The organism is Pseudomonas sp. 15C (assembly GCF_055484735.1).
In genome coordinates, this window is the sequence record NZ_JBUDGD010000027.1 from 1 (window position 1) to 26,832 (window position 26,832).

General features: G+C 60.3%; 25 protein-coding genes. 16 read left to right on the top strand and 9 right to left on the bottom strand.

The features are described from left to right. Positions 1-327: 327 nt before the first annotated feature. The 3 genes from ccoM to ACYYKW_RS15255 all read right to left on the bottom strand — a co-directional run bounded on the left by ccoM (position 328) and on the right by ACYYKW_RS15255 (position 1,195). A complete protein-coding gene (gene ccoM / locus ACYYKW_RS15245) occupies positions 328-441 on the bottom strand; it encodes a cytochrome c oxidase subunit CcoM (protein ID WP_016771346.1) in 114 nt (37 codons plus the stop codon). Positions 442-585: 144 nt separating this feature from the next. Continuing rightward, positions 586-747, bottom strand: a complete 162-nt coding sequence (locus tag ACYYKW_RS15250) for a hypothetical protein (protein WP_090282138.1) — start codon at positions 745-747, stop codon at positions 586-588. 106 nt (positions 748-853) lie between these two features. Continuing rightward, the gene (locus ACYYKW_RS15255; RefSeq protein ID WP_090282137.1) at positions 854-1,195 is read right to left on the bottom strand and encodes an aspartate-semialdehyde dehydrogenase; all 342 of its coding nucleotides are present in this window, start codon (positions 1,193-1,195) and stop codon (positions 854-856) included. Positions 1,196-1,434: 239 nt separating this feature from the next. Here ACYYKW_RS15255 and rapA point away from each other — a divergent pair, with 239 nt between their 5' ends. Next, on the top strand, positions 1,435-4,281 hold the full coding sequence (rapA, locus tag ACYYKW_RS15260; protein ID WP_093103963.1) for an RNA polymerase-associated protein RapA: 2,847 nt from the start codon (positions 1,435-1,437) through the stop codon (positions 4,279-4,281). A 184-nt stretch (positions 4,282-4,465) separates the two neighbouring features. Here the strand turns inward: rapA and ACYYKW_RS15265 are convergent, their stop codons facing one another. Further along, a complete protein-coding gene (locus ACYYKW_RS15265) occupies positions 4,466-5,815 on the bottom strand; it encodes a spinster family MFS transporter (RefSeq protein WP_093103966.1) in 1,350 nt (449 codons plus the stop codon). Between the two features lie 301 nt (positions 5,816-6,116). On the opposite strand from ACYYKW_RS15265, the gene ACYYKW_RS15270 reads away from it, so the two are divergent. Then, positions 6,117-6,485: a YkgJ family cysteine cluster protein gene (locus ACYYKW_RS15270; RefSeq protein WP_090282134.1), complete on the top strand. Its 369-nt coding sequence runs from the start codon at positions 6,117-6,119 to the stop codon at positions 6,483-6,485. 148 nt (positions 6,486-6,633) lie between these two features. Next, entirely contained in the window at positions 6,634-8,916 is a 2,283-nt protein-coding gene (locus ACYYKW_RS15275; RefSeq protein WP_093103969.1) for a putative bifunctional diguanylate cyclase/phosphodiesterase, read from the top strand. Here the strand turns inward: ACYYKW_RS15275 and ACYYKW_RS15280 are convergent. After that, positions 8,807-9,703, bottom strand: a complete 897-nt coding sequence (locus ACYYKW_RS15280) for an NAD(P)-dependent oxidoreductase (protein WP_464990478.1) — start codon at positions 9,701-9,703, stop codon at positions 8,807-8,809. The two genes, ACYYKW_RS15275 and ACYYKW_RS15280, sit on opposite strands and share 110 nt — an antisense overlap. 193 nt (positions 9,704-9,896) lie before the next feature. Here ACYYKW_RS15280 and ACYYKW_RS15285 point away from each other — a divergent pair, with 193 nt between their 5' ends. After that, positions 9,897-12,089, top strand: coding sequence for a hypothetical protein (locus tag ACYYKW_RS15285; protein ID WP_464990479.1), 2,193 nt, complete (start codon positions 9,897-9,899; stop codon positions 12,087-12,089). Between the two features lie 303 nt (positions 12,090-12,392). On the opposite strand, the gene ACYYKW_RS15290 is transcribed toward ACYYKW_RS15285, so the two are convergent. Then, complete coding sequence (locus ACYYKW_RS15290) at positions 12,393-12,713, bottom strand: DUF2288 domain-containing protein (RefSeq protein WP_464990480.1); 321 nt, start codon at positions 12,711-12,713, stop codon at positions 12,393-12,395. A 351-nt stretch (positions 12,714-13,064) separates the two neighbouring features. Between ACYYKW_RS15290 and ACYYKW_RS15295 the strand changes: the two genes are divergently transcribed. The 9 genes from ACYYKW_RS15295 (at position 13,065) to ACYYKW_RS15335 (ending at position 20,811) form a co-directional block, all read left to right on the top strand. After that, positions 13,065-14,192 carry a branched-chain amino acid ABC transporter substrate-binding protein gene (locus tag ACYYKW_RS15295; RefSeq protein ID WP_336355044.1) on the top strand — a complete coding sequence of 376 codons (1,128 nt, stop codon included), beginning with the start codon at positions 13,065-13,067 and terminating at the stop codon, positions 14,190-14,192. A gap of 231 nt (positions 14,193-14,423) precedes the next feature. Further along, positions 14,424-15,347 carry a high-affinity branched-chain amino acid ABC transporter permease LivH gene (gene livH, locus ACYYKW_RS15300; protein ID WP_090282129.1) on the top strand — a complete coding sequence of 308 codons (924 nt, stop codon included), beginning with the start codon at positions 14,424-14,426 and terminating at the stop codon, positions 15,345-15,347. Continuing rightward, on the top strand, positions 15,344-16,600 hold the full coding sequence (locus ACYYKW_RS15305; protein ID WP_090282128.1) for a high-affinity branched-chain amino acid ABC transporter permease LivM: 1,257 nt from the start codon (positions 15,344-15,346) through the stop codon (positions 16,598-16,600). Before livH ends, ACYYKW_RS15305 begins: the two co-directional genes overlap by 4 nt. Next, positions 16,597-17,364, top strand: a complete 768-nt coding sequence (gene livG / locus ACYYKW_RS15310) for a high-affinity branched-chain amino acid ABC transporter ATP-binding protein LivG (protein ID WP_016771357.1) — start codon at positions 16,597-16,599, stop codon at positions 17,362-17,364. The genes ACYYKW_RS15305 and livG overlap by 4 nt, the downstream gene beginning before the upstream one ends. Then, positions 17,365-18,066, top strand: a complete 702-nt coding sequence (locus ACYYKW_RS15315; RefSeq protein WP_003222380.1) for an ABC transporter ATP-binding protein — start codon at positions 17,365-17,367, stop codon at positions 18,064-18,066. 298 nt (positions 18,067-18,364) lie between these two features. Continuing rightward, the gene (locus ACYYKW_RS15320; RefSeq protein ID WP_336355043.1) at positions 18,365-18,670 is read left to right on the top strand and encodes a BufA1 family periplasmic bufferin-type metallophore; all 306 of its coding nucleotides are present in this window, start codon (positions 18,365-18,367) and stop codon (positions 18,668-18,670) included. Between the two features lie 25 nt (positions 18,671-18,695). After that, entirely contained in the window at positions 18,696-19,583 is an 888-nt protein-coding gene (gene bufB / locus ACYYKW_RS15325; protein ID WP_336355042.1) for an MNIO family bufferin maturase, read from the top strand. Next, positions 19,580-20,338 carry an HvfC/BufC N-terminal domain-containing protein gene (locus tag ACYYKW_RS15330; RefSeq protein WP_464990481.1) on the top strand — a complete coding sequence of 253 codons (759 nt, stop codon included), beginning with the start codon at positions 19,580-19,582 and terminating at the stop codon, positions 20,336-20,338. Before bufB ends, ACYYKW_RS15330 begins: the two co-directional genes overlap by 4 nt. Further along, entirely contained in the window at positions 20,335-20,811 is a 477-nt protein-coding gene (locus tag ACYYKW_RS15335) for a DoxX family protein (RefSeq protein WP_464990482.1), read from the top strand. Before ACYYKW_RS15330 ends, ACYYKW_RS15335 begins: the two co-directional genes overlap by 4 nt. 104 nt (positions 20,812-20,915) lie before the next feature. On the opposite strand, the gene ACYYKW_RS15340 is transcribed toward ACYYKW_RS15335, so the two are convergent. After that, positions 20,916-21,830 carry a LysR family transcriptional regulator gene (locus ACYYKW_RS15340; protein WP_464990483.1) on the bottom strand — a complete coding sequence of 305 codons (915 nt, stop codon included), beginning with the start codon at positions 21,828-21,830 and terminating at the stop codon, positions 20,916-20,918. A gap of 104 nt (positions 21,831-21,934) precedes the next feature. On the opposite strand from ACYYKW_RS15340, the gene ACYYKW_RS15345 reads away from it, so the two are divergent. Next, positions 21,935-22,534 carry a short chain dehydrogenase gene (locus ACYYKW_RS15345; RefSeq protein WP_464990484.1) on the top strand — a complete coding sequence of 200 codons (600 nt, stop codon included), beginning with the start codon at positions 21,935-21,937 and terminating at the stop codon, positions 22,532-22,534. Positions 22,535-22,538: 4 nt separating this feature from the next. Here ACYYKW_RS15345 and ACYYKW_RS15350 read toward each other — a convergent pair whose 3' ends face one another. Beyond that, complete coding sequence (locus ACYYKW_RS15350) at positions 22,539-22,886, bottom strand: hypothetical protein (RefSeq protein WP_093103997.1); 348 nt, start codon at positions 22,884-22,886, stop codon at positions 22,539-22,541. Positions 22,887-23,014: 128 nt separating this feature from the next. Between ACYYKW_RS15350 and ACYYKW_RS15355 the strand changes: the two genes are divergently transcribed. After that, the gene (locus ACYYKW_RS15355) at positions 23,015-23,668 is read left to right on the top strand and encodes a COG3650 family protein (RefSeq protein ID WP_464990485.1); all 654 of its coding nucleotides are present in this window, start codon (positions 23,015-23,017) and stop codon (positions 23,666-23,668) included. Positions 23,669-23,765: 97 nt separating this feature from the next. Then, positions 23,766-25,379, top strand: a complete 1,614-nt coding sequence (locus ACYYKW_RS15360) for an NAD(P)/FAD-dependent oxidoreductase (protein ID WP_464990486.1) — start codon at positions 23,766-23,768, stop codon at positions 25,377-25,379. A 113-nt stretch (positions 25,380-25,492) separates the two neighbouring features. Here ACYYKW_RS15360 and ACYYKW_RS15365 read toward each other — a convergent pair whose 3' ends face one another. After that, the gene (locus ACYYKW_RS15365) at positions 25,493-26,587 is read right to left on the bottom strand and encodes a PLP-dependent cysteine synthase family protein (protein WP_464990487.1); all 1,095 of its coding nucleotides are present in this window, start codon (positions 26,585-26,587) and stop codon (positions 25,493-25,495) included. Positions 26,588-26,832 lie beyond the last annotated feature (245 nt).

The following is a 26,832-nucleotide window of genomic DNA, read 5'->3' on the forward strand; positions in this document are numbered from 1 at the left end:
GCGTAGCGACCGTCTGGCGCAGCCAGACACAGCGGAAGGAGGTGCAGCGAAGCAAACCGTAGCCGCTGCGCCCGGATCGATCCCGGAGCGAAGGGACCCCGAGCTTGCGAGGGGCCGGACGTAGGAGCAAAGCCTTTTGGTTCCTTTTTGGCGTCTGAAAAAGGGACTCGCCGTAAGGGCGAAACCGCCAGAAGCAGCACCCGAAGCAACGGATATTCACCCAAGACACCAAGAGCCTGGTCGGCCCAAAGGCCGCCACGGCCCAAAAAAAAAGGGGCAACCGAAGTCGCCCCAAAATGCCTTGCGTGCCCATCAACCCAGAAGAACTCACTTGCGCCGCTTATGCGCATCCTTCCAGATAAAAAATCCAAACCCTGCAAAAAACAGCACCATCAGCCCAACCGTCAGGACCCCGGCAAACACCACGTTATCGAAAAACATGACTGGCCTCCTGGCCCCTGCTTTACTGCGATGAGTGCAAATTAGCAGACACACAGACACGCACATTGACCAGGATCAATGTCCGCAACAAAGAGAGAAACGAGGGGAAAACTAAATGACCTGCGTCAAAGAACGCAGGGGAGATCAGCGCTTTTTCGGCTTGTTCTTCGACTTTTTCCTGGCTTTCCCCAACGGCATCGCCTGCTCGAACGCCTGGCGGACTTCGTTCAGGCGCTTCTCGTTGAGGTCATGCACACGCTTGGCGCGCTCGCTGCTGAGGTCGATCAGTTTGTCGTCTTGGCTCATGGCATCAGTACATCGAAGAAAAAGAACACAACTGCCACATCACCGGCAGGACTGCGCCCATCATGCCGCCTGACGCCGGCGCTGACCAGCCACACCGGCACCGCAATCAAATCTCGATATCGACCCACAACCCCTGACGCGGCTGATCGTCCATCAGCGGTACCACTGGCACGGTGTTGTCGGCATTGAGTTCGGTACCGGGTACGGCCAGATGTTCTTCCGGGTCTTCATCGGCCTCGCGACGCCGACGCTCGCGCTCCTGCTGGCGGCGCTGTTCCTCGCGCAGCAACAGGCCATCCTCTTCGGGATTGCGTTTTTGCAGATCGATCGTGCTTTCGTTGGAGCTTTCCTGCACCGGCACCACCGGAGGGATGTCCGGCCGCTGGCGGATCGGATCCTGCTGGGAAGTGATCGGCACGGCGCTCAAGGGGAGCATCGGTGGCAACATATATAGGTCTCCTGTGTGCAGGCTATCGGCTGCGGTACAGGCGCCTTGAGCCGCCCGTCGCAAACTTGTGACCCGGTTGGCACCCACAGGTGCCCCGCCGCTGGAAAAAACCGACGCCTGACGCTCCGGTACCCGCTTGCAGCTTGCAGCTAAAAGCTCGCCACTGCTCCTATTCCTTTGGCCCTGAAGCCGTCATTCCGTTAAGATAGCCCGCTTTTTCAAGGTGGGAGTCAGGCAGCATGGCGCAGCAGTATCAACCGGGGCAACGCTGGATCAGTGACAGCGAAGCAGAGCTTGGTTTAGGCACCGTTCTGGCACAGGACGGCCGCTTGTTGACCGTGCTTTACCCGGCCACTGGCGAAACCCGCCAGTACGCGCTACGGAATGCGCCCCTGACCCGCGTGCGGTTCTCGCCGGGTGACAGCATCACCCACTTCGAAGGCTGGAAGATGACCGTGCAGCAAGTCGACGACGTCGACGGGCTGATGGTCTATCACGGTCTCAACGCGCAGAACGAAGCCGTCACCCTGCCGGAAACCCAGCTGTCGAACTTCATTCAGTTCCGTCTGGCCAGTGACCGTCTGTTCGCCGGGCAGATCGATCCGCTGCCGTGGTTCTCCCTGCGCTACAACACCCTTGAACACACCAGCCGCCAGTTGCAGTCCTCGCTCTGGGGCCTGGGCGGCGTGCGCGCACAGCCGATCGCACACCAGTTGCACATCGCCCGTGAAGTCGCCGACCGTATCGCGCCGCGGGTACTGCTGGCCGACGAAGTAGGCCTGGGTAAAACCATCGAAGCCGGTCTGGTGATCCACCGCCAACTGCTGTCCGGCCGCGCCAACCGCGTGCTGATCCTCGTTCCGGAAAACCTCCAGCACCAGTGGCTGGTGGAAATGCGCCGCCGTTTCAACCTGCAGGTCGCGCTGTTCGACGAAGAACGCTTCATCGAAAGCGATGCCACCAACCCGTTCGAAGACACGCAACTGGCGCTGGTCGCGCTGGAATGGCTGGTCGACGACGAAAAGGCTCAGGACGCACTGTTCGCTGCCGGTTGGGATCTGCTGGTGGTCGACGAAGCCCACCACCTGGTCTGGCACGAAGAAAAAGCCAGCCCGGAATACTCGCTGGTCGAACAACTGGCCGAAGTCATTCCCGGTGTGCTGCTGCTCACCGCCACCCCGGAACAACTCGGTCAGGACAGCCACTTCGCCCGTCTGCGCCTGCTCGACCCGAACCGTTTTCATGATCTGGCGGCGTTCCGCGCCGAGAGCGACAACTATCGCCCGGTCGCCGAAGCGGTTCAGGAACTGCTCGACAAGGGCCGCCTCTCGCCCGCAGCGCACCAAACCATTCACGGTTTCCTCGGCAACGAAGGCGAAGCCTTGCTGACCGCGGTCAACGATGGCGACACCGAAGCCAGCGCGCGTCTGGTGCGTGAATTGCTCGATCGCCACGGCACTGGCCGCGTGCTGTTCCGTAACACCCGTGCGGCCGTGCAGGGTTTCCCGGAGCGCAAGCTGCACCCCTATCCACTGCCATGCCCCGACGAATACCTCGAACTGCCGTTGGGCGAGCATGCCGAGCTGTATCCGGAAGTCAGCTTCCAGTCCCAGCCGGAGGCCAGCGAAGAAGAACGCTGGTGGAAATTCGACCCGCGCGTCGAGTGGCTGATCGACCAGCTGAAGATGCTCAAGCGCACCAAAGTGCTGGTGATCTGCGCCCACGCTGAAACCGCAATGGATCTGGAAGACGCCCTGCGTGTGCGCTCCGGCATCCCGGCCACGGTGTTCCACGAAGGCATGAACATCCTTGAGCGTGACCGCGCCGCGGCCTACTTCGCCGACGAAGAGTTCGGCGCGCAAGTGCTGATCTGCTCGGAAATCGGCAGTGAGGGTCGCAACTTCCAGTTCGCTCACCACCTGGTGCTGTTCGATCTGCCGTCGCACCCGGACCTGCTCGAGCAGCGTATCGGTCGTCTCGACCGGATCGGCCAGAAGCACATCATCGAACTGCACGTGCCGTACCTGGAAACCAGCCCGCAAGAGCGCCTGTTCCAGTGGTACCACGAGGCGCTGAACGCATTCCTCAATACCTGCCCAACCGGCAATGCCTTGCAGCATCAGTTCGGCCCGCGCCTGCTGCCGCTGCTCGAAGAAGCCGACGACGGCGAGTGGCAAGCGCTGATCGACGAAGCACGCGCCGAGCGTGAGCGTCTGGAAGCCGAGCTGCACACTGGTCGCGACCGTCTGCTGGAACTCAACTCCGGTGGCGCTGGCGAAGGTGAAGCGCTGGTCGAGGCGATCCTTGAGCAGGACGACCAGTTCGCCCTGCCGATCTACATGGAAACCCTGTTCGACGCGTTTGGCATCGACAGCGAAGACCATTCGGAAAACGCCCTGATCCTCAAGCCGAGCGAGAAAATGCTCGACGCCAGCTTCCCGCTGGGCGACGACGAAGGCGTGACCATCACCTACGACCGTAACCAGGCGCTGTCGCGTGAGGACATGCAGTTCATCACCTGGGAACACCCGATGGTGCAGGGCGGCATGGACCTGGTGCTGTCCGGCTCGATGGGCAACACCGCCGTCGCACTGATCAAGAACAAGGCGTTGAAACCGGGCACCGTGTTGCTGGAACTGCTGTATGTCAGCGAAGTGGTCGCCCCGCGTTCGCTGCAGCTGGGCCGCTACCTGCCGCCGGCAGCGCTGCGCTGCCTGCTCGATGCCAACGGTAACGACCTGTCGCCACGGGTATCCTTCGAAACCCTCAACGATCAACTGGAAAGCGTGCCGCGGGCCAGCGCCAACAAGTTCATCCAGGCCCAGCGCGATCAGTTGACGCCACGGATCAACGCCGGCGAAGACAAGATCGCCCCGCGTCATGCCGAGCGTGTGGCCGAGGCGCGTCGTCGCCTGGCCGCCGACACCGACGAAGAACTGGCGCGTCTGACCGCATTGCAGGCGGTCAACCCGACCGTGCGTGACAGCGAACTGGAAGCGTTGCGCACTCAGCGCGAGCAGGGTCTGGCGATGCTGGATAAAGCGGCGTTGCGTCTGGAAGCGATTCGGGTGCTGGTGGCGGGCTAACCGCTCCGCTCCACCGCTGAAAACAACAAGGCCCGCAGCGATGCGGGCCTTTTGTTTGCCTGTAATTTATTAGCTGAAGCTGATGGCCTCATCGCTGGCAAGCCAGCTCCCACAGGTTTCGGGTTGTTTACAGATTATGTGTACGACTCGGTCACTGTGGGAGCTGGCTTGCCAGCGATTACGGTCAGGCAGTCGCCGCCGCAGCACCTGGCTCAACCACAGCCACCAACCCCTCCTTCATCCGCTGCGCATCCCGCACAAAACACCGCGAGGCCAGAAACAGAAACACCATGGTCAGAAACAGCGCCACCGGAATCAGGTACATCGCGTCATGCAAGCCGACCGCCTTGAACGCTTCGGTCATCTGTTCCGCCCCCGCCGACAGCATCGCCGTGTGCGCAAAATGGTCCGACAAACCACCGACCACCACCGGCCCCAAACCACCGCCGAGCAGATACAGCCCGGCAAAGAACAACGCCATCGCCGTCGCGCGCAGGCGCGGTTCGACAACGTCCTGAATCGCCGTGTACACGCAGGTGTAGAAGTTATAGGCGAACAGCCAGCCAACACTGAACACTGCGACGAACACGCCGATCTCGATTCGCCCGGCATGCAGCGCCCACGCCGTGCACAGGGTCGAGATGATCAGACTGAACGCCGCAAACAGCAGTCGCCCGCTGGCCACGCGCTGGTGAATCTTGTCAGCGATCCAGCCGCCCAAGGTCAGCCCGACCAGCCCGGTCACGCCGACAATGATCCCGGTGGCCACCGCCGCTTCCTGCAACGGCATGAGGAAGAAGCGTTGCAGCATCGGCACCAGAAACGAGTTGCAGGCATAGGTCGCGAAGTTGAAGCACAGCCCGGCCATGACCAGCCACAGAAACGTCGGCACCGCCAGCACGCGACGAATTGGCTTGTCGACTTTCTCTTGCGAGACTTGCACGGTTTCCGCCGCGCCGCGCTTGGGTTCCTTGATGAAGAACATGAACACCGCAAGGATCAGCCCCGGCACCGCGGCGATAAAGAACGGCGCGCGCCAGCTGTCGAACGCCTTGACCATCGCGCCGATGGTGAAGAACGCCAGCAGCAGCCCAAGCGGCAAGCCAAGCATGAAAATGCCCATGGCCCGCGCCCGACGGTGCGCCGGAAACAGATCGCCGATCAGCGAGTTGGCCGCTGGCGCATAACTGGCTTCGCCGATGCCGATGCCCATGCGCACGATCAGGAAGCTCCAGAAACTGCCGACCATACCGTTGACCGCAGTCAGTGCACTCCAGGTCGCCAAACCCCAGCCCATCAGTTTGCTGCGTGAACCGGTGTCGGCCATGCGCCCGAGTGGCAGGCCGGCAATGGCGTAAACGATGGTGAAGGCAGTGCCGATGATGCCCAGCTGAAAGTCGCTGAGGTGCCATTCCATGCGGATAGGTTCGATGATGATCGCCGGAATGGTACGGTCGAAGAAATTGAACAGGTTGGCGAGGAACAGTAAAAACAGAATGCGCCAGGCATTCGCCGCTTGGGTCGAGTTCTGCATGGGTCCGTCTCTTTATTGTTATGGGGCTTCACTGCCAGCGCGTTCGAGCCCGGAACCTGCAATCTAGTCAGCCGCGCGAGGGCTGTCTGTGATCATTCGTCAGCCTGATATCGGCCCATCGCACTGTAACGAAACGTAAGCCCTTGATAACGCTGAAATCCCCTGCCATACGGGGCTTTCACGGCAAAATCCGGGCACAAAAAAATACTTTCGCGCCCCCCTTCCCAAGTCCATGGCAAAGCCTAGAATGGCCGCCGGATCCGTCCGGATCTGCCGATCAATCCCTTTGATACCCTCGCCCATGTCTGAAGTCAGTCCGTGTCTGAATTGCGGTGCCTGCTGTTCCCATTTTCGCGTGTCTTTTTTCTGGGGTGAATGCGCATCCTCCGGCGGTACGGTACCTGATGAACTGGTCGAGCAAATCACCCCGAGCCGTGTGGCAATGATCGGCACTGATCGCAAACCCACGCGCTGCATCTCGCTGGCAGGGGAAGTCGGCAGCAAAGTAGCGTGCACGATCTATGAAAATCGCTCGAGCCCCTGCCGCGAATTCGAAGCGTCGTGGGAGAACGGTGAACACAACCCCGACTGCGACAAGGCCCGCGCCGCGCATGGTCTGCCGCCGCTTGACCCGCACTGGAACGATCTGCCACTTGAGCGTATTGCCTGAGTCTTAGCGCGAATCGCTATGATGCTAATGCCAAAATCATTAGCGCCAATGTGCCACTACCGCTTGCGCGCCGAAATCGGCCTCTATACTCCAGTCATTCGCCTGCGTTGATCGCGCAGTCAGGACGACTTCAGAGACGGGGCACGCTATGGAGTGGCTTGGTTTGCATTTTGTTACCGAGCTGCCGGCGCGCGGGCAGGTCATTCTCGATTGCAGCCACAATCCGTTGCTGGTGCTGGCGGCCTATCTGGTTGCCTGCGCGGCGAGTTTCGCGACGCTCGATATGGCCGAGCGTGTGGTGCATGCCGAGGATCTTGCCTCGCGGCGGCTCTGGCGCTGGATCGGTGCGACCTGTCTGGCCGGCGGCATCTGGGCCATGCACTTCATCAGCATGTTGGCTTTTCAGACGCCCATCGATATCGAGTATGACCTCGGCATCACCCTCTTCTCGTTACTGATCGCCCTGCTCGCCTCGTGGCTGGCCATGCAGACCCTGAGCGAGGTGCAGCCCAGTGCGCAGCGCTGCCTGAAAACGGCGTCGGTCATTGGCCTGGGTATCGCCGGCATGCATTACGTGGGCATGGCGGCGATGAAATCGAGCGCCAGCGCCTACTACCATCCGGGGCTGTTTGCGCTGTCGGTGCTGATCGCCATCGGCGCCAGTTTCGCCGCGCTGTGGGTCGCCCGCTATCTGAGCGAAGGCAGCGGCGTGGCCCATCAGTTGCTCAAATACAGCGCTGCGCTGATTCTCGGCGCAGGCATCATCAGCATGCATTTTACCGGCATGGCCGCGCTGGATCTGGTCATTGCCGAGGGTGGCCTGGCAGCGAGCGGCGGCGCAACCGGACATCTGCAACTGGGCCTGACCGTGGCGTTGATCATCCTGTTGATATTGGGCAGTGCAATCAGCGCCGCCCTCGCCGACAAGAAGCTGCAAAACAAGGAGCAAGACCTGCGCCGGGTCAACGCCCTGCTCAGCCAGCTCGATCAGGCGCGCATGTCGTTACAGCAAGCGGCCAATTACGACGCGCTGACCAATTTGATCAACCGCCGTGGCTTCAACCAGATGTTCGCGGAAAAACTCAGCCAGAAAACCAGCGAAGGCGGCATGCTCGCGGTGATGTTTCTCGACATCGATCACTTCAAACGGATCAACGACAGCCTCGGGCATGACGCCGGCGACGCGCTGCTCAAAGTCATCGCCCAGCACATCAAAAGCTCGGTGCGCAGCCACGAAGACGTGGTCGCGCGGTTCGGCGGTGACGAGTTCTGCATCCTGATCAGCCTGCACGACCGCGAAGAGGCACGCGGCATGGCGCAGCGCATCATGCTCAAGATGAAAGAGCCGATCGAACTGGCCGGCCGGCGCATGGTGATGACCACCAGCATCGGCATCAGCCTGTTTCCTGAAGACGGCACGACTTGCGAAGAACTGCTAAAACACGCCGACCTGGCGCTGTACCAGTCCAAAGGCGCGGGGCGCAATGGCCTGCACTTTTTCAATTCAAGCCTGAAAAACCGCGCCACCCTGGAATTGCAACTCGAAGAAGAACTGCGCCAGGCCCTGCGCGAAGAAAACGGCCTGACGCTGTACTACCAGCCGATCTTCGAGCTGAAAACCGGCCGTGTCACCAAGCTCGAGGCGCTGATTCGCTGGCAGCACCCGCTGCACGGTTTGCTGACCCCGGATCGTTTCATCGCCATCGCCGAGAGCAACGGCCTGATCGCCGAACTGGACAACTGGGTGTTACGGCGCGCCTGTCGCGATCTCGGCGAGCTATCCAGCCATGGCTGCGAGGAGCTGAAAATCGCCTGGAACTGCTCGCCGTTGAATCTGGCCCGCGAAGAGCTGGCCGATGAAATCGAACACGCCCTGCGCAGCGCCGGAGTGGCGCCGGAACGACTGGAGCTGGAGGTCACCGAAAATGCGCTGATGGGCAACATCGCCAACACCCTGGTGTTGTTGCGGCAGATTCGCGCGCTTGGCGTGTCGCTGTCGATTGACGACTTCGGCACCGGTTATTCGTCGCTGGCCTACCTCAAGCGCCTGCCGCTCAACACGTTGAAAATCGACCGCTCGTTCATCCTCGACATCCCCAAGGCCACGGCGGACATGGAAATCGTCCAGGCGATCATCGTCATGGCGCACACCCTGCACCTGCAGGTGGTCACCGAAGGCGTGGAAAGCCTGGAGCAGTACGAGTTTCTCGAGCGCTCGGGCTGCGATTTCATTCAGGGCTACTTGCTTAGCCGCCCAGTGCCGCTCAACGAGTTGCGCCCGGTGCTGGCGGAAATCAACCAGCGCAAGGCGTCGCCGGCGTTCAATCCGTTGCTGCTGGCGCGCGGTACATTTGCACCAGTGTCGCTGGGTCCTGCGCCAGATAGCCCTGCGCCCCATGCAGGCGCATCAGTTGTGCGGCCAATCCGCTGAGCGGCGTGGCCGAGCCCTGTTCACGGGAAAATTTCACTGCCGTGTCGAGATCCTTGAGCAACGTGCGCACGTGCCATTTGATCGGCTCGAAACGACTCTCGGCCATTTGCGGCGCAAGAATCTGCAGCGGTTTCGAATCGGCAAAACCGCCGGCCAGCGCTTCGGCAAGCAGGCTGGCATCGACCCCGGCCTGTTCGGCCAGCGCCACCACTTCGGCGATCACCAGCGCGTTGCAGGCGACAATCATCTGATTGCAGGCCTTGGTCACCTGGCCGGCACCGACGCCGCCCATGTGCGTGACGCGCTGGCCGAGACTCAGCAGCACCGGACGCACCCGCTCGAGATCCGCCGCCGCGCCGCCAACCATGATCGCCAGGCTGCCCGCCTCGGCCCCGACCACGCCGCCGGACACCGGGGCGTCCAGCCAGCCCATGCCGGCTCGCTGCGCCAGTTGCGCGGCCATCTCGCGGGTCGCCGTCGGTTCGAGGCTGGAAAAATCCACCAGCAGTTGTTCGTTTTTTGCGCGCTCGGCAATGCCGCCAGCACCAAACACCACCTCGCGCACCACCGCCGTGTCAGCCAGACACAACATCACGATGTCCGCGTGCTCGCACAGTTCGGCGGGGCTCGCCACTTGCCGGGCACCCGCCTCGACCAGTGCCGCGCACTTGGCCGGGTTTCGATTCCACACGGTCAACGGGTAGCCCGCCGCCAACAGACGCCGGCACATCGGCAAGCCCATCAGGCCGATTCCGGCAAACCCCAACGAAGGTCGCGTTGACATCATTTTGCCTCTTTTCCATTAAAGATCGCCGAATAATGGCCGATTCAACAACGATCAGGAAAGGATTCCCCCCAGCGACAGTCAGGCCACCGCGCTGACGCTCGGGCTCAATTCGCGCAAAAGACGCGAGATCCTATTCCGTGAGGTTCGCTGACATCGGTCATCGGGCCAACCCAGTCCAGGTACATGGCGCACCATGACATCCAAAAACAATCCTGCCACTGCGATTTCCGACCTGACCTCCAGCCCCGCCGCCAACAGCCCGACCAAGCCTGCGCAACCCGCGCGTCCGCTGTCGACCCAGCAATACCTGTACTTCACCGAAACCAATACCGACCGCATCCTCGATAACCTCGACGGCCTGCGCGATCTGGTGTTCCCGCGCCCGCCGCACCTGGAAGGCGATAACGAACAGCACAACGATCAGGAATTCCCTTCGGTGTGCCTGATCGGCCTCGGTCGCTGCGGCTCCAACATCGCCCTCGACGTCGCGGAGCTGGTGTACAACGCGCGCAAGTTCTACCTCAACGAATTCAACAACGAAGATCGCCCGGCCGATCGGCGTCTGGCCGACAAGGGCTACAGCCCGGCGCAGTGGATTAAAAACAACCTGCGCATCGGCACCAACAAATCGGCCAAACCGGTGTTTCTGGTCGAGCCGCTGGTGATGCTCGGCGACCTCGACAAGGACATCGCCGGGCGCATCCGCTTTTCCCGCAAGGGTGAGAAAAGCGGTTTCCTGCGCGACTACAGCAAGATGAAGATCATGGACTTGTCCGAAGTCCACGCCGGTGGCGCCGGTAACGCGCCGATCCTCGGCCAGTACCTGGCGAAGATCATCCTCAACAAGGACACCCAGCGTTTCTCCAGCCCCGACTGGAAAATGATCCACTCGTACCTGATCGACAGCTGCGGCATCAAAGCCAACCAGTCGCGCCTGTACTTTTCGATTTTCAGTGCCGGCGGCGGTACCGGTTCGGGCATGGCCTCCGAATTCGGTCTGGCCCAGCAGCACTCGTACATGAACAAGACGTTCGACACCAAGCCGATGGACGAACATGACGGCAAGAGCGGTCATTCGTTTGTATTCGAGCCGATCTTCACCAGCGGCATCTGCGTGCTGCCGAACATTTCTGATCACCGCAGTGAAATGTCCGAGGCGCTGCACATCAACGCCGGGCGCCTGCTGTGCAAATACCTTTCCGAGGAATGGGACTTCTCCTACAACTTCGCCAACGAAGACAGCAGCGAAGCCAGCGTCATGGGGCGGATTCGCCCGTGGAACGCGATGATGCTGATTTCCAACGACATCATGCGTTACGCCGAAGAAAGCGATGACGGCAACATCCAGAACATTGATGTCAATGCGATGGAGAAGCACGCCAACCAGTACATCTCGCAGCAGATCTTCAACATTCTCACCGCGCAGGCAGTGACCACCGACTACGACCAGAACTACTTCCGTCGCGCCGGCATCGACATCGGCGAGACCATTCGCCTGGACGCCAACGACCTGTTCATGAGCCTGGCCGGCCCGGTGGCGATCGCCTACGCCGAATCGGTGGTGCCGGAAACGCCGCCGCCGAGCAGCGACAAGTTCAAGGTCTTCGAAAAAGAGCCGCAGCGTCTGAACATCGACGATCTGTTTTTCCGCTCGATCGACCTGCCGCACTTCAACAAGGTCACCCAGGCCATCGAAGGCATCAGCCTGCTGCCGATCGAGTCCAAGCGCTATCGCGCGTCGCTGGAGCAGTACAAGAATTCCGGCTACGACGCCGCTGCCCTGCATGACCTGCACTTCTTCAAGAACTGCTCGTCGGTGGTCTCGATCGTTTCGCTGCCCAAGGACTACAAGCTGTCGTACATGGACCTGAACCGGCTGAAGACCCACCTCAACAGCCTGTTCCCCAACACCACGCTCAAGCGTTACGCGCTGGTGATCGGCGCTTCGGCGAACCTGTCGCTGACCACGCTGATTGCCAAGAGCCCGTGCCTGTCGGATGACTTCCTGACGTTGATCGTGGCATTCATCAAGCGTTGCTTCGCCAAGACCCCGTACCGTTTCGACGAGACGCTGGACAACTCGATTCTCGACTTCATCATTCAGGAAGAGTTTGACGAAGACCGCATCGATGATCTGCTCAACGAGTTCGAAAACCCGGCGAAGATTCTCGACACCAACTGGTACGCGATCAAACCGATGTACGAGAAGAAGTACCGCGAGCTGATCAACGACAAGGACAAGTTTGTTTCGATCAACGACATTCGCCTGTCGCGCGATTGTGTGAAGAAGTCGATCAAGTACCTGCGCGAGATTTACCGCCACCGGATTGGCAAGACCAAGGTGATTTCCCTGAATAACCATACCGGCAAGACTTATTCGGTCTGATCCACTACCGAGTCGCCCCCATCGCTGGCAAGCCAGCTCCCACAGATTTTGTGGTGCTCACAATATTTGTGTTCACCCGGACACTGTGGGAGCTGGCTTGCCAGCGATGGGGCCTTCAAATTCACTAAAGATTTCAGCCTTTCCAACATCCAGAAACAATTAAGCGACCCTCAGGCCGCTCAATAAACTGTTCCCGTTACGTTTACGTCACCGTGAAGTGAGACGCGCCTGTGGCATTTCTCTACGGCAACGTGCCATCACGCTACTCCGCTACACACTTTTCGCCGATGACAGCTCGCACCATTAAGGTGCGGCACTTGGAGCGCTCGCCCTTTCCTGGATCAGAATCCATGGCGACACCACCACGGCCCACAGTTGCGGATCGCGTTCAAAAATATCCAGCGCCCGTGTTTCAGACAGCTTGGCGACCTTGTCGTCGGCCAGCCAGGCCGCGACTTTCTCGCCTTCGTCAGACGCCACGGCTTCGGCAGCCGCGATCAAATCCAGCTCAGGGTCGACCCACAATAGGGCACCCTTGGCGAAGAACGGCTCCAACTCTTTCCAGGTAATAGATGCGGTTTCCCCAAGCAGCTTGGCATAGAGGGTGCTAGGTTCTTGATTCATGGGCTCTGTCCGGAAAAGAAATCGACGCGAATCATAACGTTGGTGGTCCGCCAGAAAAACCCGGTTGCAAATGGCTGCACCGAACGAAAAGAGCAGGAACGCCAGGGAATGCCGCTGATTGGGCTATATGCCCGCGAAAGCCCCGCCGCAATTCTGTCTTTTTCATTCAAAAATGCGACACCCCCAAGTTTTGCCCCTTGGCGCCCGCTTCCCAGTTGAACAAGCGGCGCTCTACACTGTACCGGTACAGTTGCCGGGGGCATTTCCGGAGGATGTCGCAAAGATATCTGACCCGGTTCTGCTGCTACGGCGCCAGAACTCTAAAAAATACAACAGTAAGAGTGGAGCACTATGACTAAGGCTACTAAGCAGATTTCCAAACTGTTTGCCGCTATGGTTCTGGCCGGGGTTGCCAGCCATTCGTTCGCAGCTGACACCATCAAAATCGGTATCGCCGGTCCTAAAACCGGTCCAGTAGCCCAATACGGCGACATGCAGTTCAGTGGCGCGAAAATGGCCATCGAGCAGATCAACGCCAAGGGCGGCGTCGACGGCAAGAAACTCGAAGCCGTTGAATACGACGATGCCTGCGATCCGAAACAAGCGGTAGCGGTAGCGAACAAGGTCGTCAACGACGGCGTCAAGTTCGTGGTCGGTCACCTGTGCTCCAGCTCCACTCAGCCAGCTTCGGACATCTATGAAGACGAAGGCGTGATCATGATCACCCCGGCTGCCACCAGCCCGGACATCACCGCCCGTGGCTACAAAATGATCTTCCGTACCATCGGTCTGGACAGCGCTCAAGGCCCTGCCGCCGGTAACTACATCGCCGATTACGTGAAACCGAAAGTGGTTGGCGTGCTGCACGACAAACAGCAGTACGGTGAAGGCATCGCCACCGCGGTGAAATCGACCCTGGAGAAGAAAGGCACCAAGGTTGCCGTGTTCGAAGGCGTCAACGCCGGCGACAAGGACTTCTCGGCAATCATCGCCAAGCTCAAGCAAGCCGGTGTCGATTTCGTCTACTACGGCGGCTACCACCCAGAGCTGGGTCTGATCCTGCGTCAAGCCCAGGAAAAAGGCCTGAAAGCCAAGTTCATGGGTCCGGAAGGCGTGGGTAACGACTCGATCACCCAGATCGCCAAGGACGCGTCTGAAGGCCTGCTGGTGACCCTGCCGAAATCCTTCGACCAGGATCCGGCCAACGTTGCCCTGGCTGACGCGTTCAAAGCGAAGAAGGAAGACCCGAGCGGCCCGTTCGTGTTCCCGTCCTACTCGGCTGTGACCGTGATCGCCGAAGGCATCAAGGCTGCCAAGTCCGAAGACGCCACCAAAGTTGCCGAAGCCATCCACGCCGGTTCGTTCAAGACCCCGACCGGTGACCTGAGTTTCGACGCCAAGGGCGACCTGAAAGACTTCAAATTCGTGGTTTACGAGTGGCACAACGGCAAACCTAAAACTGAAGTTTCGCCTCAGTAAGGCGCTGCCTGGACTGACTGCCAATAAAGCCCACGGCGTGCCGTGGGCTTTGTTTTACGAATGTATGGGCCGCGCTGGCGTGATCCGCCAGTCTCCCCACCTGAAAATCTCAAAACCGTCATCAGCGGTTCGCTGGCAAAACCCGGATTCGAAGTGGATAGAGATCCACGGGGCCGGGCGGGAAAATGACTCCACCAGTGAAATGCGTATCAGGTTTTTAGGAGCGCTGTAATGCCTGACCTCTATCACTTCTTCCAACAGCTGGTTAACGGCCTCAACGTTGGCAGCATGTATGCCTTGATCGCCATCGGCTACACGATGGTCTACGGCATCATTGGAATGATCAACTTCGCCCACGGCGAGGTGTACATGATCGGTTCCTACGTGGCGTTCATCGCCATCGCCGGGCTGACCATGATGGGACTCGACAGTGTCCCGCTGCTGATGACCGCGGCGTTCATTGCCAGCATCGTCGTCACCAGTTCCTACGGTTACAGCATCGAACGCATTGCCTACCGCCCCCTGCGCGGCAGCAACCGTCTGATCCCGCTGATTTCCGCCATCGGCATGTCGATCTTCCTGCAGAACACCGTTCTGCTGGCGCAAGACTCCAAGGACAAAGCAATCCCCAACCTGATCCCGGGCAACCTCGCCTTCGGTCCGGGTGGCGCACAAGAAGTGCTGATTTCCTACATGCAGATCGTGGTGTTCGTCGTCACGCTGATCGCCATGCTCGGCCTGACCCTGTTCATCTCCCGTTCTCGTCTGGGCCGCGCCTGCCGCGCCTGCGCCGAAGACATCAAGATGGCCAACCTGCTCGGCATCAACACCAACAACATCATCGCCCTGACCTTCGTCATCGGTGCTGCGCTGGCAGCCGTTGCAGCTGTGCTGCTGAGCATGCAATACGGCGTGATCAACCCGAACGCCGGTTTCCTCGTCGGCCTCAAGGCGTTCACCGCTGCGGTACTGGGCGGCATCGGCAGCATTCCCGGCGCGATGCTCGGCGGGTTGGTGCTCGGTGTAGCGGAAGCGTTCGGTGCCGATATCTTCGGCGACCAGTACAAGGACGTCGTGGCGTTCGGCTTGCTGGTTCTGGTGCTGTTGTTCCGTCCGACCGGCATTCTGGGCCGTCCGGAGGTTGAGAAAGTATGACTAGGAATCTTAAACAGGCGCTGTTCAGCGCTTTGCTGGTGTGGGCCGTGGCCTACCCGGTACTCGGTCTGAAACTGACCATCGTCGGCATCAATCTGGAAGTGCACAACACCAGCCCTGCGGTGCTTGCGACCATCGCAATCTGCTCGGTGCTGATGTTCCTGCGCGTGCTGTTCAATCAGCAGATCAGCAAAGCCTGGCGCTCCTCGCCGGGCATGCCGCTGATCCCGGCCAAGGCCAGCAACTTCCTGACCCTGCCGACCACTCAGCGTTACTTCATCATTGCGCTGATCATCATCGCCCTGGTGTGGCCGTTCTTCGGTTCACGTGGCGCGGTGGACATCGCCACGCTGATCCTGATCTACGTGATGCTCGGCCTCGGCCTGAACATCGTCGTCGGTCTGGCCGGTCTGCTCGACCTCGGTTACGTCGGTTTCTATGCCGTCGGCGCCTACAGCTACGCGCTGCTGTCGCACTACTACGGCCTGAGTTTCTGGATCTGCCTGCCGATTGCCGGCCTGATGGCGGCGACGTTCGGCTTCCTGCTGGGCTTCCCGGTGTTGCGCCTGCGCGGTGACTATCTGGCGATCGTGACCTTGGGTTTCGGTGAGATCATCCGTCTGTTCCTGCGTAACCTGACCGATATCACCGGTGGCCCGAACGGCATCAGCAACATCGAAAAACCGACGTTCTTCGGCCTGACCTTCGAGCGTAAAGCGGCCGAAGGTCTGCAGACGTTCCACGAGTATTTCGGCCTGCAATACAACTCGATCAACAAGGTGATTTTCCTTTACCTCGTTGCGCTGTTGCTGGCATTGGCTGCGCTGTTCGTGATCAACCGTTTGCTGCGCATGCCGATCGGCCGTGCGTGGGAAGCGCTGCGTGAAGACGAAATCGCCTGCCGTGCGCTGGGCCTGAACCCGACCGTGATCAAGCTTTCCGCGTTCACCCTCGGTGCAGCGTTCGCCGGTTTTGCCGGCAGCTTCTTCGCCGCGCGCCAGGGTCTGGTCACGCCGGAGTCGTTCACCTTCATCGAGTCGGCGATCATTCTCGCCATCGTCGTGCTGGGTGGCATGGGCTCGCAACTGGGTGTGATTCTGGCGGCGATCGTGATGATCCTGTTGCCGGAAATGATGCGTGAGTTCAGCGAGTACCGCATGTTGATGTTCGGTGCCCTGATGGTGTTGATGATGATCTGGCGTCCACAAGGTCTGCTGCCGATGCAACGCCCACACATGGAGTTGCGCAAATGAGCCGCGAGATCCTTAAAGTCGAAAACCTGAGCATGCGCTTCGGCGGTTTGCTCGCGGTCAACGGTGTGGCCCTGACCGTCAAAGAGAAACAAGTGGTTGCGCTGATCGGGCCGAACGGCGCGGGCAAGACCACCGTGTTCAACTGCCTGACCGGTTTCTATCAGCCGACCGGCGGCAGCATCCTGCTCGACGGCGAGCCGATCCAGGGCCTGCCCGGTCACAAGATCGCCCTCAAAGGCGTCGTGCGTACTTTCCAGAACGTGCGTCTGTTCAAGGACATGACCGCGGTCGAGAACCTGCTGATCGCTCAGCACCGGCACTTGAACACCAACTTCCTGTCCGGTCTGTTCAAGACCCCGGCGTTCCGCAAAAGCGAGCGCGAGGCCATGGAGTTTGCCGAGTACTGGCTGGAAAAGGTCAACCTCAAAGAGTTCGCCAACCGCACCGCCGGCACCCTCGCCTACGGCCAGCAACGGCGTCTGGAAATCGCTCGCTGCATGATGACCCGCCCGCGGATCCTCATGCTCGACGAACCGGCCGCCGGTCTGAACCCGAAAGAGACTGAGGACCTCAAGGCGCTGATCGGCGTGCTGCGCGAGGAGCACAACGTCACCGTGCTGCTGATCGAACACGACATGAAACTGGTCATGAGCATTTCCGACCACATCGTCGTGATCAACCAGGGCACGCCGTTGGCCGACGGCACGCCGGAACAGATCCGCGACAATCCTGAAGTGATCAAAGCCTACCTGGGGGAAGCGTAAATGCTGCAGTTCGAAAACGTTTCCACCTTCTACGGCAAGATCCAGGCCCTGCACAGCGTCAACGTCGAAGTCCGTCAGGGCGAGATCGTCACGCTGATCGGCGCCAACGGTGCCGGCAAGTCGACGCTGCTGATGACGCTCTGCGGTTCGCCGCAAGCGCACAGCGGCAGCATCCGCTACATGGGTGAGGAACTGGTCGGCCAGGACTCGTCGCAGATCATGCGCAAGAGCATCGCCGTGGTGCCGGAAGGTCGTCGGGTGTTCGCCCGTCTGACCGTCGAAGAAAACCTGTCCATGGGCGGTTTCTTCACTGACAAGGGCGATTATCAGGAGCAGATGGACAAGGTCCTCGGCCTGTTTCCGCGCCTCAAGGAACGCTTCAACCAGCGCGGCGGCACCATGTCCGGCGGCGAACAGCAAATGCTCGCCATCGGCCGTGCGCTGATGAGCAAGCCCAAGCTGCTGCTGCTCGACGAACCGTCGCTGGGCCTGGCTCCGATCATCATCCAGCAGATCTTCGACATCATCGAACAGCTGCGCAAGGACGGTGTGACGGTGTTCCTGGTCGAGCAGAACGCCAACCAGGCGCTGAAAATCGCCGACCGCGCCTACGTTCTGGAGAACGGTCGCGTGGTCATGCAAGGCACCGGTGAAGCGCTGCTGACCGACCCGAAAGTGCGCGAGGCGTATCTGGGGGGTTGAGCGTTATCGCTGAACACGAAAACGGCCTTCGGGCCGTTTTTTTATTGCCTGCCACAAACCTCGAACCCACCACCCTGTAGGAGTGAGCCTGCTCGCGATAGCGGTGTATCAGTTGCAAAAATATTGACTGCCAGTCCGCTATCGCGAGCAGGATCACTCCTACAGGGGGACGAGGCGGTTCGGAGATTTTTAAAAAAATTTCAGGCCCACCTGTAACGCATCCCCCCGACCTTTCTCTAGAGGGACAAGCAAGCGCAACAGCACTTGCAGACACCCTGATAAAACCTGGAGAAACATCATGACTGCTACCACCCGCACCCTGTCCGCCACCGCACTGGTTCTGGCCCTTGGTTCCGCGCTGAGCATCGCCACTGTCTCCACCGCTCAAGCCGCCGATGCCAACATGGAAAAATGCTTCGGCGTGGCCATGAAAGGCAAGAACGACTGCGCCGCAGGTGCAGGCACCACCTGCGCCGGCACAGCGAAAATGGACTATCAGGCCAACGCCTGGAAACACGTTCCGAAAGGCACCTGCGGCACCATCGAAAGCAAAACCTCGCCGACCGGTTTCGGTCAGCTCGAAGCCTTCAAAGCCAAGTCCTGATCCGCGGCCTGCCTGAGTGACGATCATGTTCAGCCACCACGACCATGTCCTTCCACGCACTCAGGCAGCCCTCACCGGGCTCCCGCCCCGTGCAGGGCTGGGCCTCAAGACCGGGCACTTTCAACAAGTGCTCGGTTCATTACCGGACCTCGGTTTCTTCGAAGTCCACGCCGAAAACTACATGGTGGCCGGCGGCCCGTTTCATCATTTTCTCGGTTTGATTCGTGCGCAGTATTCGCTATCGCTGCACGGTGTCGGCTTGTCCATCGGTGCCGAAGGGTCGCTGGATCAACAACACCTCAAGCGCCTGGCTGAGCTGATTGAACGCTATCAACCGCAATCTTTTTCCGAACATCTGGCGTGGTCGAGCCACGGCCCGGTGTTTCTCAATGACCTGCTCCCGCTGGCCTATGACACGCCAACGCTGAACCGCGTCTGCGCGCACATCGATCAGGTCCAGAACGCCCTCAAGCGGCCGATGCTGCTGGAAAACCCGGCGACCTATCTGGCGTTCGAACGCTCGACGATTGATGAGCCAGACTTCATCGCTGAGGTGATTCGCCGCAGCGGCTGCGGCCTGTTGCTCGACGTGAACAACGTCTATGTGTCGTGCATCAATCATCAGCGCGATCCGCTGACCTACCTCGACGCCCTGCCGCTGCACGCGGTCGGCGAGATTCATCTGGCCGGGTTCGCCGAAGATTGCGACAGCCTCGGCGATCGTTTGCTGATCGACGATCACGGCGCGCCAATCGACCAAGCGGTCTGGCAGTTGTACCGCCAGGTGCTGGAGCGCATCGGCCCGGTGGCAACGCTGATCGAGCGTGACAACCAGGTGCCGCCGTTCGAGGTATTGCTGGCCGAGGCGCAACAGGCCGAGCGGCTATTGCTGCAAAGCGGAGGCCGCGCATGAGCACACATAGCGCTTTCGCCGCCGCGCTGATCGATACGCGCCTGTCCTGCCCCGATGGTCTGCGCAGCGCCAACGGTGCGGACCCGGCGAGCCGTTTCGCGGTGTATCGCAACAACGTGCAGGCGTCGCTGATCAATGCCCTGGCCGACAGTTATCCGGTCGTACAGCAGCTGGTTGGCGAGGAATTTTTCCGCGCCATGGCCGCGATTTTTATCCGAAGCCAACCGCCACAGAGTCCGCTGATGAGCCGCTACGGCGAAACGTTCGCCGACTTCATCGCGCAGTTCGAACCGATTGCCGGCGTGCCGTATGTCGCCGACGTCGCGCGCCTCGAGTATTTGCGCGTCCTCGCCTACCACGCCGCCGACGCGCAGCCGATCCGGCCGGAGCACGTCAGCGCCGCCCTCGCCAATCCGCATACTCTCGGCGGGCTGACGTTCGGCCTGCATCCATCGCTGCACCTGCTCGATTCAGGGTTTGCCGTGGTGGCGATCTGGGCCGCGCATCAGCAGGAACAAAGCCTGGCGGGCATTGGCCTGAATCAAGGGCAACACGCACTGGTGTTGCGCAACGGCCTCGAAGTTGAAGTGTTTGCCTTGGATGCCGGCGCCAGCGTGTTTATCCGTCACCTGAACAATGGCGAGCCGTTGCTCGCGGCGGCCGAAAACAGCCCACCCTTCGATCTCGCCCAAACCCTCGCCTTGCTGATCGCCCATAACGCGATCATTCAACTGAGCTACAAGGAGTTGCCATGAACACGCTTATCCCGCGCGCCATCACCCTGCTGGAAAAAATCCCGCACAGCCTGATTGCCTTCCTTGCGCGTTTTTCCATCGCTGCGGTGTTCTGGAAGTCCGGGCAGACCAAGGTCGAGGGGCTGGCGATCGACCTGATTGACGGCACGTTTGAACTGAGCTGGCCGCGTCTGGCGGACTCGGCGATTCCGCTGTTCCAGAGTGAATACAACGTGCCGCTGCTGTCGCCCGAAATCGCCGCGCATCTGGCGGCGTTCGCTGAACACTTTTTCCCGGCGCTGATCCTGATCGGCCTGGCGACACGTTTTTCGGCGCTGGCGCTGCTGGGCATGACCCTGACCATCCAGATTTTCGTCTATCCCGACGCGTACCCGACCCACGGCACCTGGGCGGCGGTATTGCTGTATTTGATGACGACAGGACCGGGCAAATTGTCGATCGATCACCTGATCGCCCGCCGCTTCCAAGGCTGACCTCGAACTGTAGGCCTTCATCTTCTCGCGATTGCGGACTGTCAGTTATTGAGTTTGTGACTGATACACCGCTATCGCGAGCAGGCTCCCCACAAGGTACGAAATCAGCGCAGGAGTCGATCCAGCGCCTCACCACTGCGCTTGAACCAGTCCATCAGGTAATCCGCCAGCACCTGCGTGCGTTTCGGCAAACCACCCTGATACGGATGCACCAGCAGCATCGGCATGCGCCGGGTCTGAAAGTCGCGCAGGAGCCAGCGCAAGCGGCCGTCGGCCAGTTCCGTCTGCAACAGGTAGGAAGGCAGTCGGGCGATGCCGGCACCGGTGAGCGCGGCTTTTTTCAGCAGGCTGTAATGGTTGCTGGCGAACGGGCCCGAGACCCGCACCCGCAACAACTCATGCTGCTGGTGATACAGCCATTCTTCACGCCCGCTGTAATGGCTGTTGAGCAGGCAGCGGTGCTTGACCAGTTGCTGGGGCGTCGTTGGCTCGCCGTAATGTTCGAGATAGGCCGGGCTGGCGCAGGTCATCTCCTGCCACGCCAGCAGCGGCCGGGCTACCAGCCGCTGATCATTGGCTATCTCGGAGCGGATCGCCAGATCGAAACCGTCGCGCGACAGATCGCGGTAGCTGTTACTCAACTCCAGCTCGATCTGCACGTCGGGGTACTGCTGCGAGAATTCCAGCAGCAAGCCATCGAAAAAGGTTTCCCCAAGCGACACCGGCACCGTCATCCGCACCGGGCCGGCCATGTCGTCCTTGAGCCGCGCCAATGCCTGACGTGCCCGTTCCACCTGAACCACCAGTGCCTGCGCTTGTGGCAACAGCGCCGCGCCCGCCGCGGTCAGGCTCAAACGGCGAGTGGTGCGTTGCAGCAGAACCACGGAAAACTGCGCTTCGAGCTGACTGATGCGCTTGGACAACTGGCCTTTGCTGCAGCCCAACTGTTGCGCGGCCAAGGTAAAACTGCCGGCTTCGATCAACACGGCGAACGCTGCCAGATCATCCATCTCGCTCATGGATTGTTTCCATTTGAAAACCAAAGGTTGCCTATTAGCGCGCTTATCCAAGAGAAAAACCACTCTAGACTGAAACCTCATGCAATCACTTGAGGTACAGCTCGATGAAGATTCTGTTGATAGGCGCTGGCGGCACCATCGGTTCGGCCGTAGACAAAGAACTGTCGCAACGTCACGAAGTCATTCGCATCGGCCGTAACAGCGGCGACTTGCAGGTCGATATCAGCGACAGCGCGTCGATTCGCAAGCTGTTCGAACAGACCGGCAAATTCGACGCGCTGATCTGCGCCGCCGGCAACGTAACCTTCGCGCCGCTGAGCGAAATGAGCGACGACAGTTTTGCCCTCGGCCTCAAGGACAAGCTGATGGGCCAGGTCAATCTGCTGCTGATCGGGCGCGAATTCGCCAACGATGGCGCCTCGTTCACCTTCACCACCGGCGTGCTCAGCCACGATCCGATTCGTAGCGGCGCCTCGGCAGCTATGGTCAATGGGGCTCTCGACAGCTTCGTCCGTGCCGCCGCGATCGAACTGCCACGCGGTTTGAGGGTAAATTCTGTAAGCCCGACGGTTCTGACGGAAGCCTTGGGCAAATATGCTCCTTACTTCCGCGGCTTCAAGTCCGTTCCTGCGGCGGACGTGGCATTGGCCTACGCCAAAAGTGTCGAAGGCCTGCAAACCGGTCAGACATTTCACGTCGGTTGATCGTTTATTCGATCAGCGTCGGCAACAGTTTTTTGGCAACGGGCCGAGGTATCGCCATTCTGAATTGCCGCCCCAGCGCCGAGTGAACCGTTGCCGTCGAAACGGGCTGCCCATTGATCGAAAGCGTCAGTGGCTTGCCGATCGACTCCTGACTGATTTGCGCCATCCTCTCGGTTGCTTCTGGCGTAAGCGTGACCGAGAGCTGAACGAGATCCGGATTAGCTCCTTCATCATCCTTGAGCAGCACCTCCATTCTGGAGAAATCCGTAGCCGAGGACAGATTGATCTCGGCTGCCTGACTTGCGCCTGATGTTGCCAGTGTCAACAGCAATATTGCCGACGTCCATTGCATAAAATTCTTCCTGATTTACGTGGCGAAACTATGCATCGACGCTAATCGTGACTCAATAGTGGCCACACAAGCCTTGTGATCGACAGCCGCCCTCAGTAACGTGGCGACACTTGTCTGGAGAGCCAAAGATGCGTGTCGCCCGTTCGTTGATCGTTGTTGCCCTGCTGCCGTTGTTTGCCGCCTGCCAGTTGTTCGATGGCCAGCGCGAAAGTGCTTCGCACGTCGGGCAGGCGCGAATGCAGGGGCAACTGACGGCGGCGGACGGCAAGCTGGTGTTTCAGCCGTGTCAGAATCAGCGCCAGTTGGTGGTCAATGACACCGGCGGCACCAGCGTGTTGCAGGAAGCCGCGACGCTGGCCGATGAGCAAGGCAAGTTGTTCGCCGATGTTCGCGGCAAAGTCGTCGGCGATCGCCTCGATCTGACCCAGCTGTACCGTGTCGAGCGCTCCGGCAGCGCTTGCGATGATCCGAATTTCAAACTGCTGATTCTGCGTGCTGCCGGCCACGGCCCGGAATGGAACGTCAAGGTCAGCGGCAAGGGCATGGTCATAGAGCGTGAGGGCCAGCCGCCGCTGGCCGTGCCTTATGTCGAGGAACAACTCGGAGACGGTCGTTTCAACCTCAGCAGCGAAGCCAACAACCAGCGCATCGAATTGTGGGTCGCCCCGCAACGCTGCGTCGACAGCAGCACCGGCAGCGTGCAGCACATGAGCGCCGAGTTGCGCATCGACGGCCAGGTGCAGCGTGGTTGCGGGTATTTCGGCGGATCGCGCAACGACTGAGCGCATTATCCTCGGCGGATCCGGACGTTGCGGCTTATAATCGCCGCCTTCAAACGCCCTGGCGCAGTTGTGCGCCCCGCGAACCCGGATCCCCGCCATGTTACGAATCACCGAACTCAAGCTGCCCATCGACCATCCCGAAGAAGACCTGCGCGCGGCCATCGTGCAACGCCTGGGCATCGCCAGCGATGAGCTGCTCGATTTCACCTTGTTCAAGCGCAGCTACGACGCGCGCAAGAAATCCTCCGAGCTGTGTTTCATCTACACCATCGACCTCAGCCTGCGCGACGAGACCAGGGTGCTGGGCGAGTTCGCCGATGACCGCAATGTCAACGTGGCGCCGGATGTCAGTTACCAGTTTGTCGGTCAGGCACCGAGCGACTTGGGACAGCGCCCGATCGTCGTCGGTTTCGGCCCGTGCGGGATTTTCGCCGGCCTGCTGCTGGCACAGATGGGCTTCAAGCCGATCATTCTCGAACGCGGCACCGAAGTGCGTCAGCGCACCAAAGACACCTGGGGCCTGTGGCGCAAAAGCGTGCTCAACCCCGAGTCCAACGTGCAGTTCGGTGAAGGCGGCGCGGGGACGTTCTCCGACGGCAAGCTGTACAGCCAGATCAAGGACCCGAAATTCCTCGGGCGCAAGGTCCTGCACGAGTTCGTCAAGGCCGGCGCGCCGGAAGAAATCCTCTACGTCAGCAAACCGCACATCGGTACGTTCCGTCTGACCGGCATGGTTGAAAACATGCGTGAGCAGATCCGCGAACTCGGCGGTGAAGTGCGCTTTCAGGAGCGCGTTTCCGACGTGCTGATAGAAGAGGGCCAACTGGTCGGCGTGCAACTGGCGAGCGGCGAAACCTTGCATTCGAAGCACGTGGTTCTGGCCCTCGGCCACAGCGCCCGTGACACTTTCCGCATGTTGCACAGCCGTGGCGTGTTCATGGAAGCCAAGCCGTTTTCGGTGGGTTTCCGTATCGAACACCCGCAATCGCTGATCGACCGCGCACGTTTGGGCAAGTATGCCGGGCACCCGAAACTCGGCGCCGCCGATTACAAACTGGTGCACCACGCCAAGAATGGTCGTTCGGTCTACAGCTTCTGCATGTGCCCGGGCGGCACCGTGGTCGCGGCAACTTCAGAGCCGAACCGCGTGGTCACCAACGGCATGAGCCAGTACTCGCGTAACGAGCGCAATGCCAACTCGGGCATCGTCGTCGGCATCACCCCGGAGGTCGATTATCCGGGCGGCCCGCTGGCGGGCATCGAGTTGCAGGAGCGTCTGGAATCCCACGCGTTCATCCTTGGCGGCAGCGACTACAAGGCCCCGGCGCAGCTGGTCGGCGACTTCATCAATGGCAAACCTTCGACCGAACTGGGTGAAGTCGAGCCATCGTATAAACCGGGTGTGGCGTTGGGCGATCTGGCGTTGGCCCTGCCGGACTTTGCCATTGAAGCCATCCGTGAAGCGTTGCCTGCGTTCGAGAAGCAGATCCGTGGTTATTCGTTGCACGACGCGGTGTTGACCGGGATCGAAACGCGCACTTCGTCGCCGCTGCGCATCACCCGTAACGAGTCACTGCAAAGCATGAACGTCAAAGGCCTGTTCCCGGCGGGCGAAGGCGCGGGTTATGCCGGCGGGATTCTTTCGGCGGGCGTGGACGGGATTCGGATTGCCGAGGCGGTGGCGCGGGATATCCTCGGTCTCTCTGACTGACATAACCGTGTAGGAGTGAGCCTGCTCGCGATAGCGCGATAACATTCAACACTTAAGTTGACTGAATCACCGCTATCGCGAGCAGGCTCACTCCTGCATTTGATTGCGGTGTGTCAGATATTGGCGCGCAAGACTGAAGTCGGCAGCGCCTCTCCCCGCTCGGCACTCGCCGTTACGGCCTCGATCAATCCTTCCAACTCGTACCCCTGCGCCTGCAACCAGGCCTGATCGTAATAGGTGTCGGCATAGCGCTCGCCGCCATCGCACAGTATCGCCACGATCGACCCCGACTCCCCCGCCGCTTTCATCTGCTGCGCCGCCATCAGCGCACCGATCAGGTTGGTCCCGCTCGAGCCGCCGACATGCCGGCCCAGACGCCGCGCCAGGTAATGCATGGCCGCCAGCGACAGGGCGTCCGGCACCTTGACCATCGCATCGATCACTTTGGGCAGAAACGACGCTTCCACCCGCGGCCGGCCAATGCCTTCGATGCGCGAACCGCACTCCAGGCGCAGACTGGCATCGCCGCTCCGGTAATAATCGAAGAACACCGAGCGCTCGGCATCGGCGCACAACACGCGAGTGCAGTGCTGGCGATAGCGCACGTAACGACCGAGCGTCGCGGTAGTACCACCGGTGCCGGGGCTGGAAATCAGCCAGCTCGGTTCCGGATGTTTTTCATAGCGCATCTGCTGAAAGATCGATTCGGCGATGTTGTTGTTCGCCCGCCAGTCGGTGGCGCGTTCGGCGTAAGTGAACTGATCGATGAAATGCCCGCCGTGTTCGCGAGCCAAGCGCTCGGATTCGGCGTAAATCTGTGTCGGGTCTTGCACCAGATGGCTCTGGCCACCGTAAAAAGCGATCTGCGCGATCTTCTCTTTCGACGTAGTCGCCGGCATCACCGCAATGAACGGCAAACCCAGCATCCGGGCGAAGTACGCTTCGGAAATCGCCGTCGAGCCGCTGGACGCCTCGATCACCGGCGCGCCAGGCTTCAACCAGCCGTTGCACAGCGCATACAGAAACAGCGAACGGGCCAGGCGATGCTTGAGGCTGCCGGTCGGGTGGCTGGATTCATCCTTGAAGTACAACTCGATGCCCGCAAAACCCGGCAGCGGCAAGGGGATCAGGTGGGTATCGGCGCTGCGCTGGAAATCCGCCTCGATGATGCGGATGGCCTCGCGGGCCCACTGTCGGTTGTCGCTCATGGTCAGGCTTCTCGTCGAATCGGGCAGGAATCAGCCTCTTTATGAGGCTCGCTCATCAGCTTAGGAAAAATCCTCCAGCGCGCACAGGTACAGCTGAGTCTCAATGTGTCCGGCAACTGCTAGGCTCAGCGTGGCTGGGGACCAAAGCCTTGTAACGACATATAACAAAAAAGAATATAACTTTTGTTTTAACAACTAACCGTACGGGTTAGGGTGTCCTACCTTTTTGACGATTCGATGGAGAG

Coding starts and splice junctions, on each gene's coding strand:
- ACYYKW_RS15305 (WP_090282128.1), top strand. CDS start 15,344: ATGACTAGGAATCTTAAACAGGCGCTGTTCAGCGCTTTGCTGGTGTGG.
- ACYYKW_RS15350 (WP_093103997.1), bottom strand. CDS start 22,886: ATGCAATGGACGTCGGCAATATTGCTGTTGACACTGGCAACATCAGGC.
- ACYYKW_RS15280 (WP_464990478.1), bottom strand. CDS start 9,703: ATGATGTCAACGCGACCTTCGTTGGGGTTTGCCGGAATCGGCCTGATG.
- ACYYKW_RS15285 (WP_464990479.1), top strand. CDS start 9,897: ATGACATCCAAAAACAATCCTGCCACTGCGATTTCCGACCTGACCTCC.
- ACYYKW_RS15290 (WP_464990480.1), bottom strand. CDS start 12,713: ATGAATCAAGAACCTAGCACCCTCTATGCCAAGCTGCTTGGGGAAACC.
- ACYYKW_RS15360 (WP_464990486.1), top strand. CDS start 23,766: ATGTTACGAATCACCGAACTCAAGCTGCCCATCGACCATCCCGAAGAA.
- ACYYKW_RS15330 (WP_464990481.1), top strand. CDS start 19,580: ATGAGCACACATAGCGCTTTCGCCGCCGCGCTGATCGATACGCGCCTG.
- ACYYKW_RS15320 (WP_336355043.1), top strand. CDS start 18,365: ATGACTGCTACCACCCGCACCCTGTCCGCCACCGCACTGGTTCTGGCC.
- ACYYKW_RS15365 (WP_464990487.1), bottom strand. CDS start 26,587: ATGAGCGACAACCGACAGTGGGCCCGCGAGGCCATCCGCATCATCGAG.
- ACYYKW_RS15265 (WP_093103966.1), bottom strand. CDS start 5,815: ATGCAGAACTCGACCCAAGCGGCGAATGCCTGGCGCATTCTGTTTTTA.
- livH (WP_090282129.1), top strand. CDS start 14,424: ATGCCTGACCTCTATCACTTCTTCCAACAGCTGGTTAACGGCCTCAAC.
- bufB (WP_336355042.1), top strand. CDS start 18,696: ATGTTCAGCCACCACGACCATGTCCTTCCACGCACTCAGGCAGCCCTC.
- rapA (WP_093103963.1), top strand. CDS start 1,435: ATGGCGCAGCAGTATCAACCGGGGCAACGCTGGATCAGTGACAGCGAA.
- ACYYKW_RS15250 (WP_090282138.1), bottom strand. CDS start 747: ATGAGCCAAGACGACAAACTGATCGACCTCAGCAGCGAGCGCGCCAAG.
- livG (WP_016771357.1), top strand. CDS start 16,597: ATGAGCCGCGAGATCCTTAAAGTCGAAAACCTGAGCATGCGCTTCGGC.
- ACYYKW_RS15270 (WP_090282134.1), top strand. CDS start 6,117: ATGTCTGAAGTCAGTCCGTGTCTGAATTGCGGTGCCTGCTGTTCCCAT.
- ccoM (WP_016771346.1), bottom strand. CDS start 441: ATGTTTTTCGATAACGTGGTGTTTGCCGGGGTCCTGACGGTTGGGCTG.
- ACYYKW_RS15340 (WP_464990483.1), bottom strand. CDS start 21,830: ATGAGCGAGATGGATGATCTGGCAGCGTTCGCCGTGTTGATCGAAGCC.
- ACYYKW_RS15295 (WP_336355044.1), top strand. CDS start 13,065: ATGACTAAGGCTACTAAGCAGATTTCCAAACTGTTTGCCGCTATGGTT.
- ACYYKW_RS15255 (WP_090282137.1), bottom strand. CDS start 1,195: ATGTTGCCACCGATGCTCCCCTTGAGCGCCGTGCCGATCACTTCCCAG.
- ACYYKW_RS15315 (WP_003222380.1), top strand. CDS start 17,365: ATGCTGCAGTTCGAAAACGTTTCCACCTTCTACGGCAAGATCCAGGCC.
- ACYYKW_RS15345 (WP_464990484.1), top strand. CDS start 21,935: ATGAAGATTCTGTTGATAGGCGCTGGCGGCACCATCGGTTCGGCCGTA.
- ACYYKW_RS15355 (WP_464990485.1), top strand. CDS start 23,015: ATGCGTGTCGCCCGTTCGTTGATCGTTGTTGCCCTGCTGCCGTTGTTT.
- ACYYKW_RS15335 (WP_464990482.1), top strand. CDS start 20,335: ATGAACACGCTTATCCCGCGCGCCATCACCCTGCTGGAAAAAATCCCG.
- ACYYKW_RS15275 (WP_093103969.1), top strand. CDS start 6,634: ATGGAGTGGCTTGGTTTGCATTTTGTTACCGAGCTGCCGGCGCGCGGG.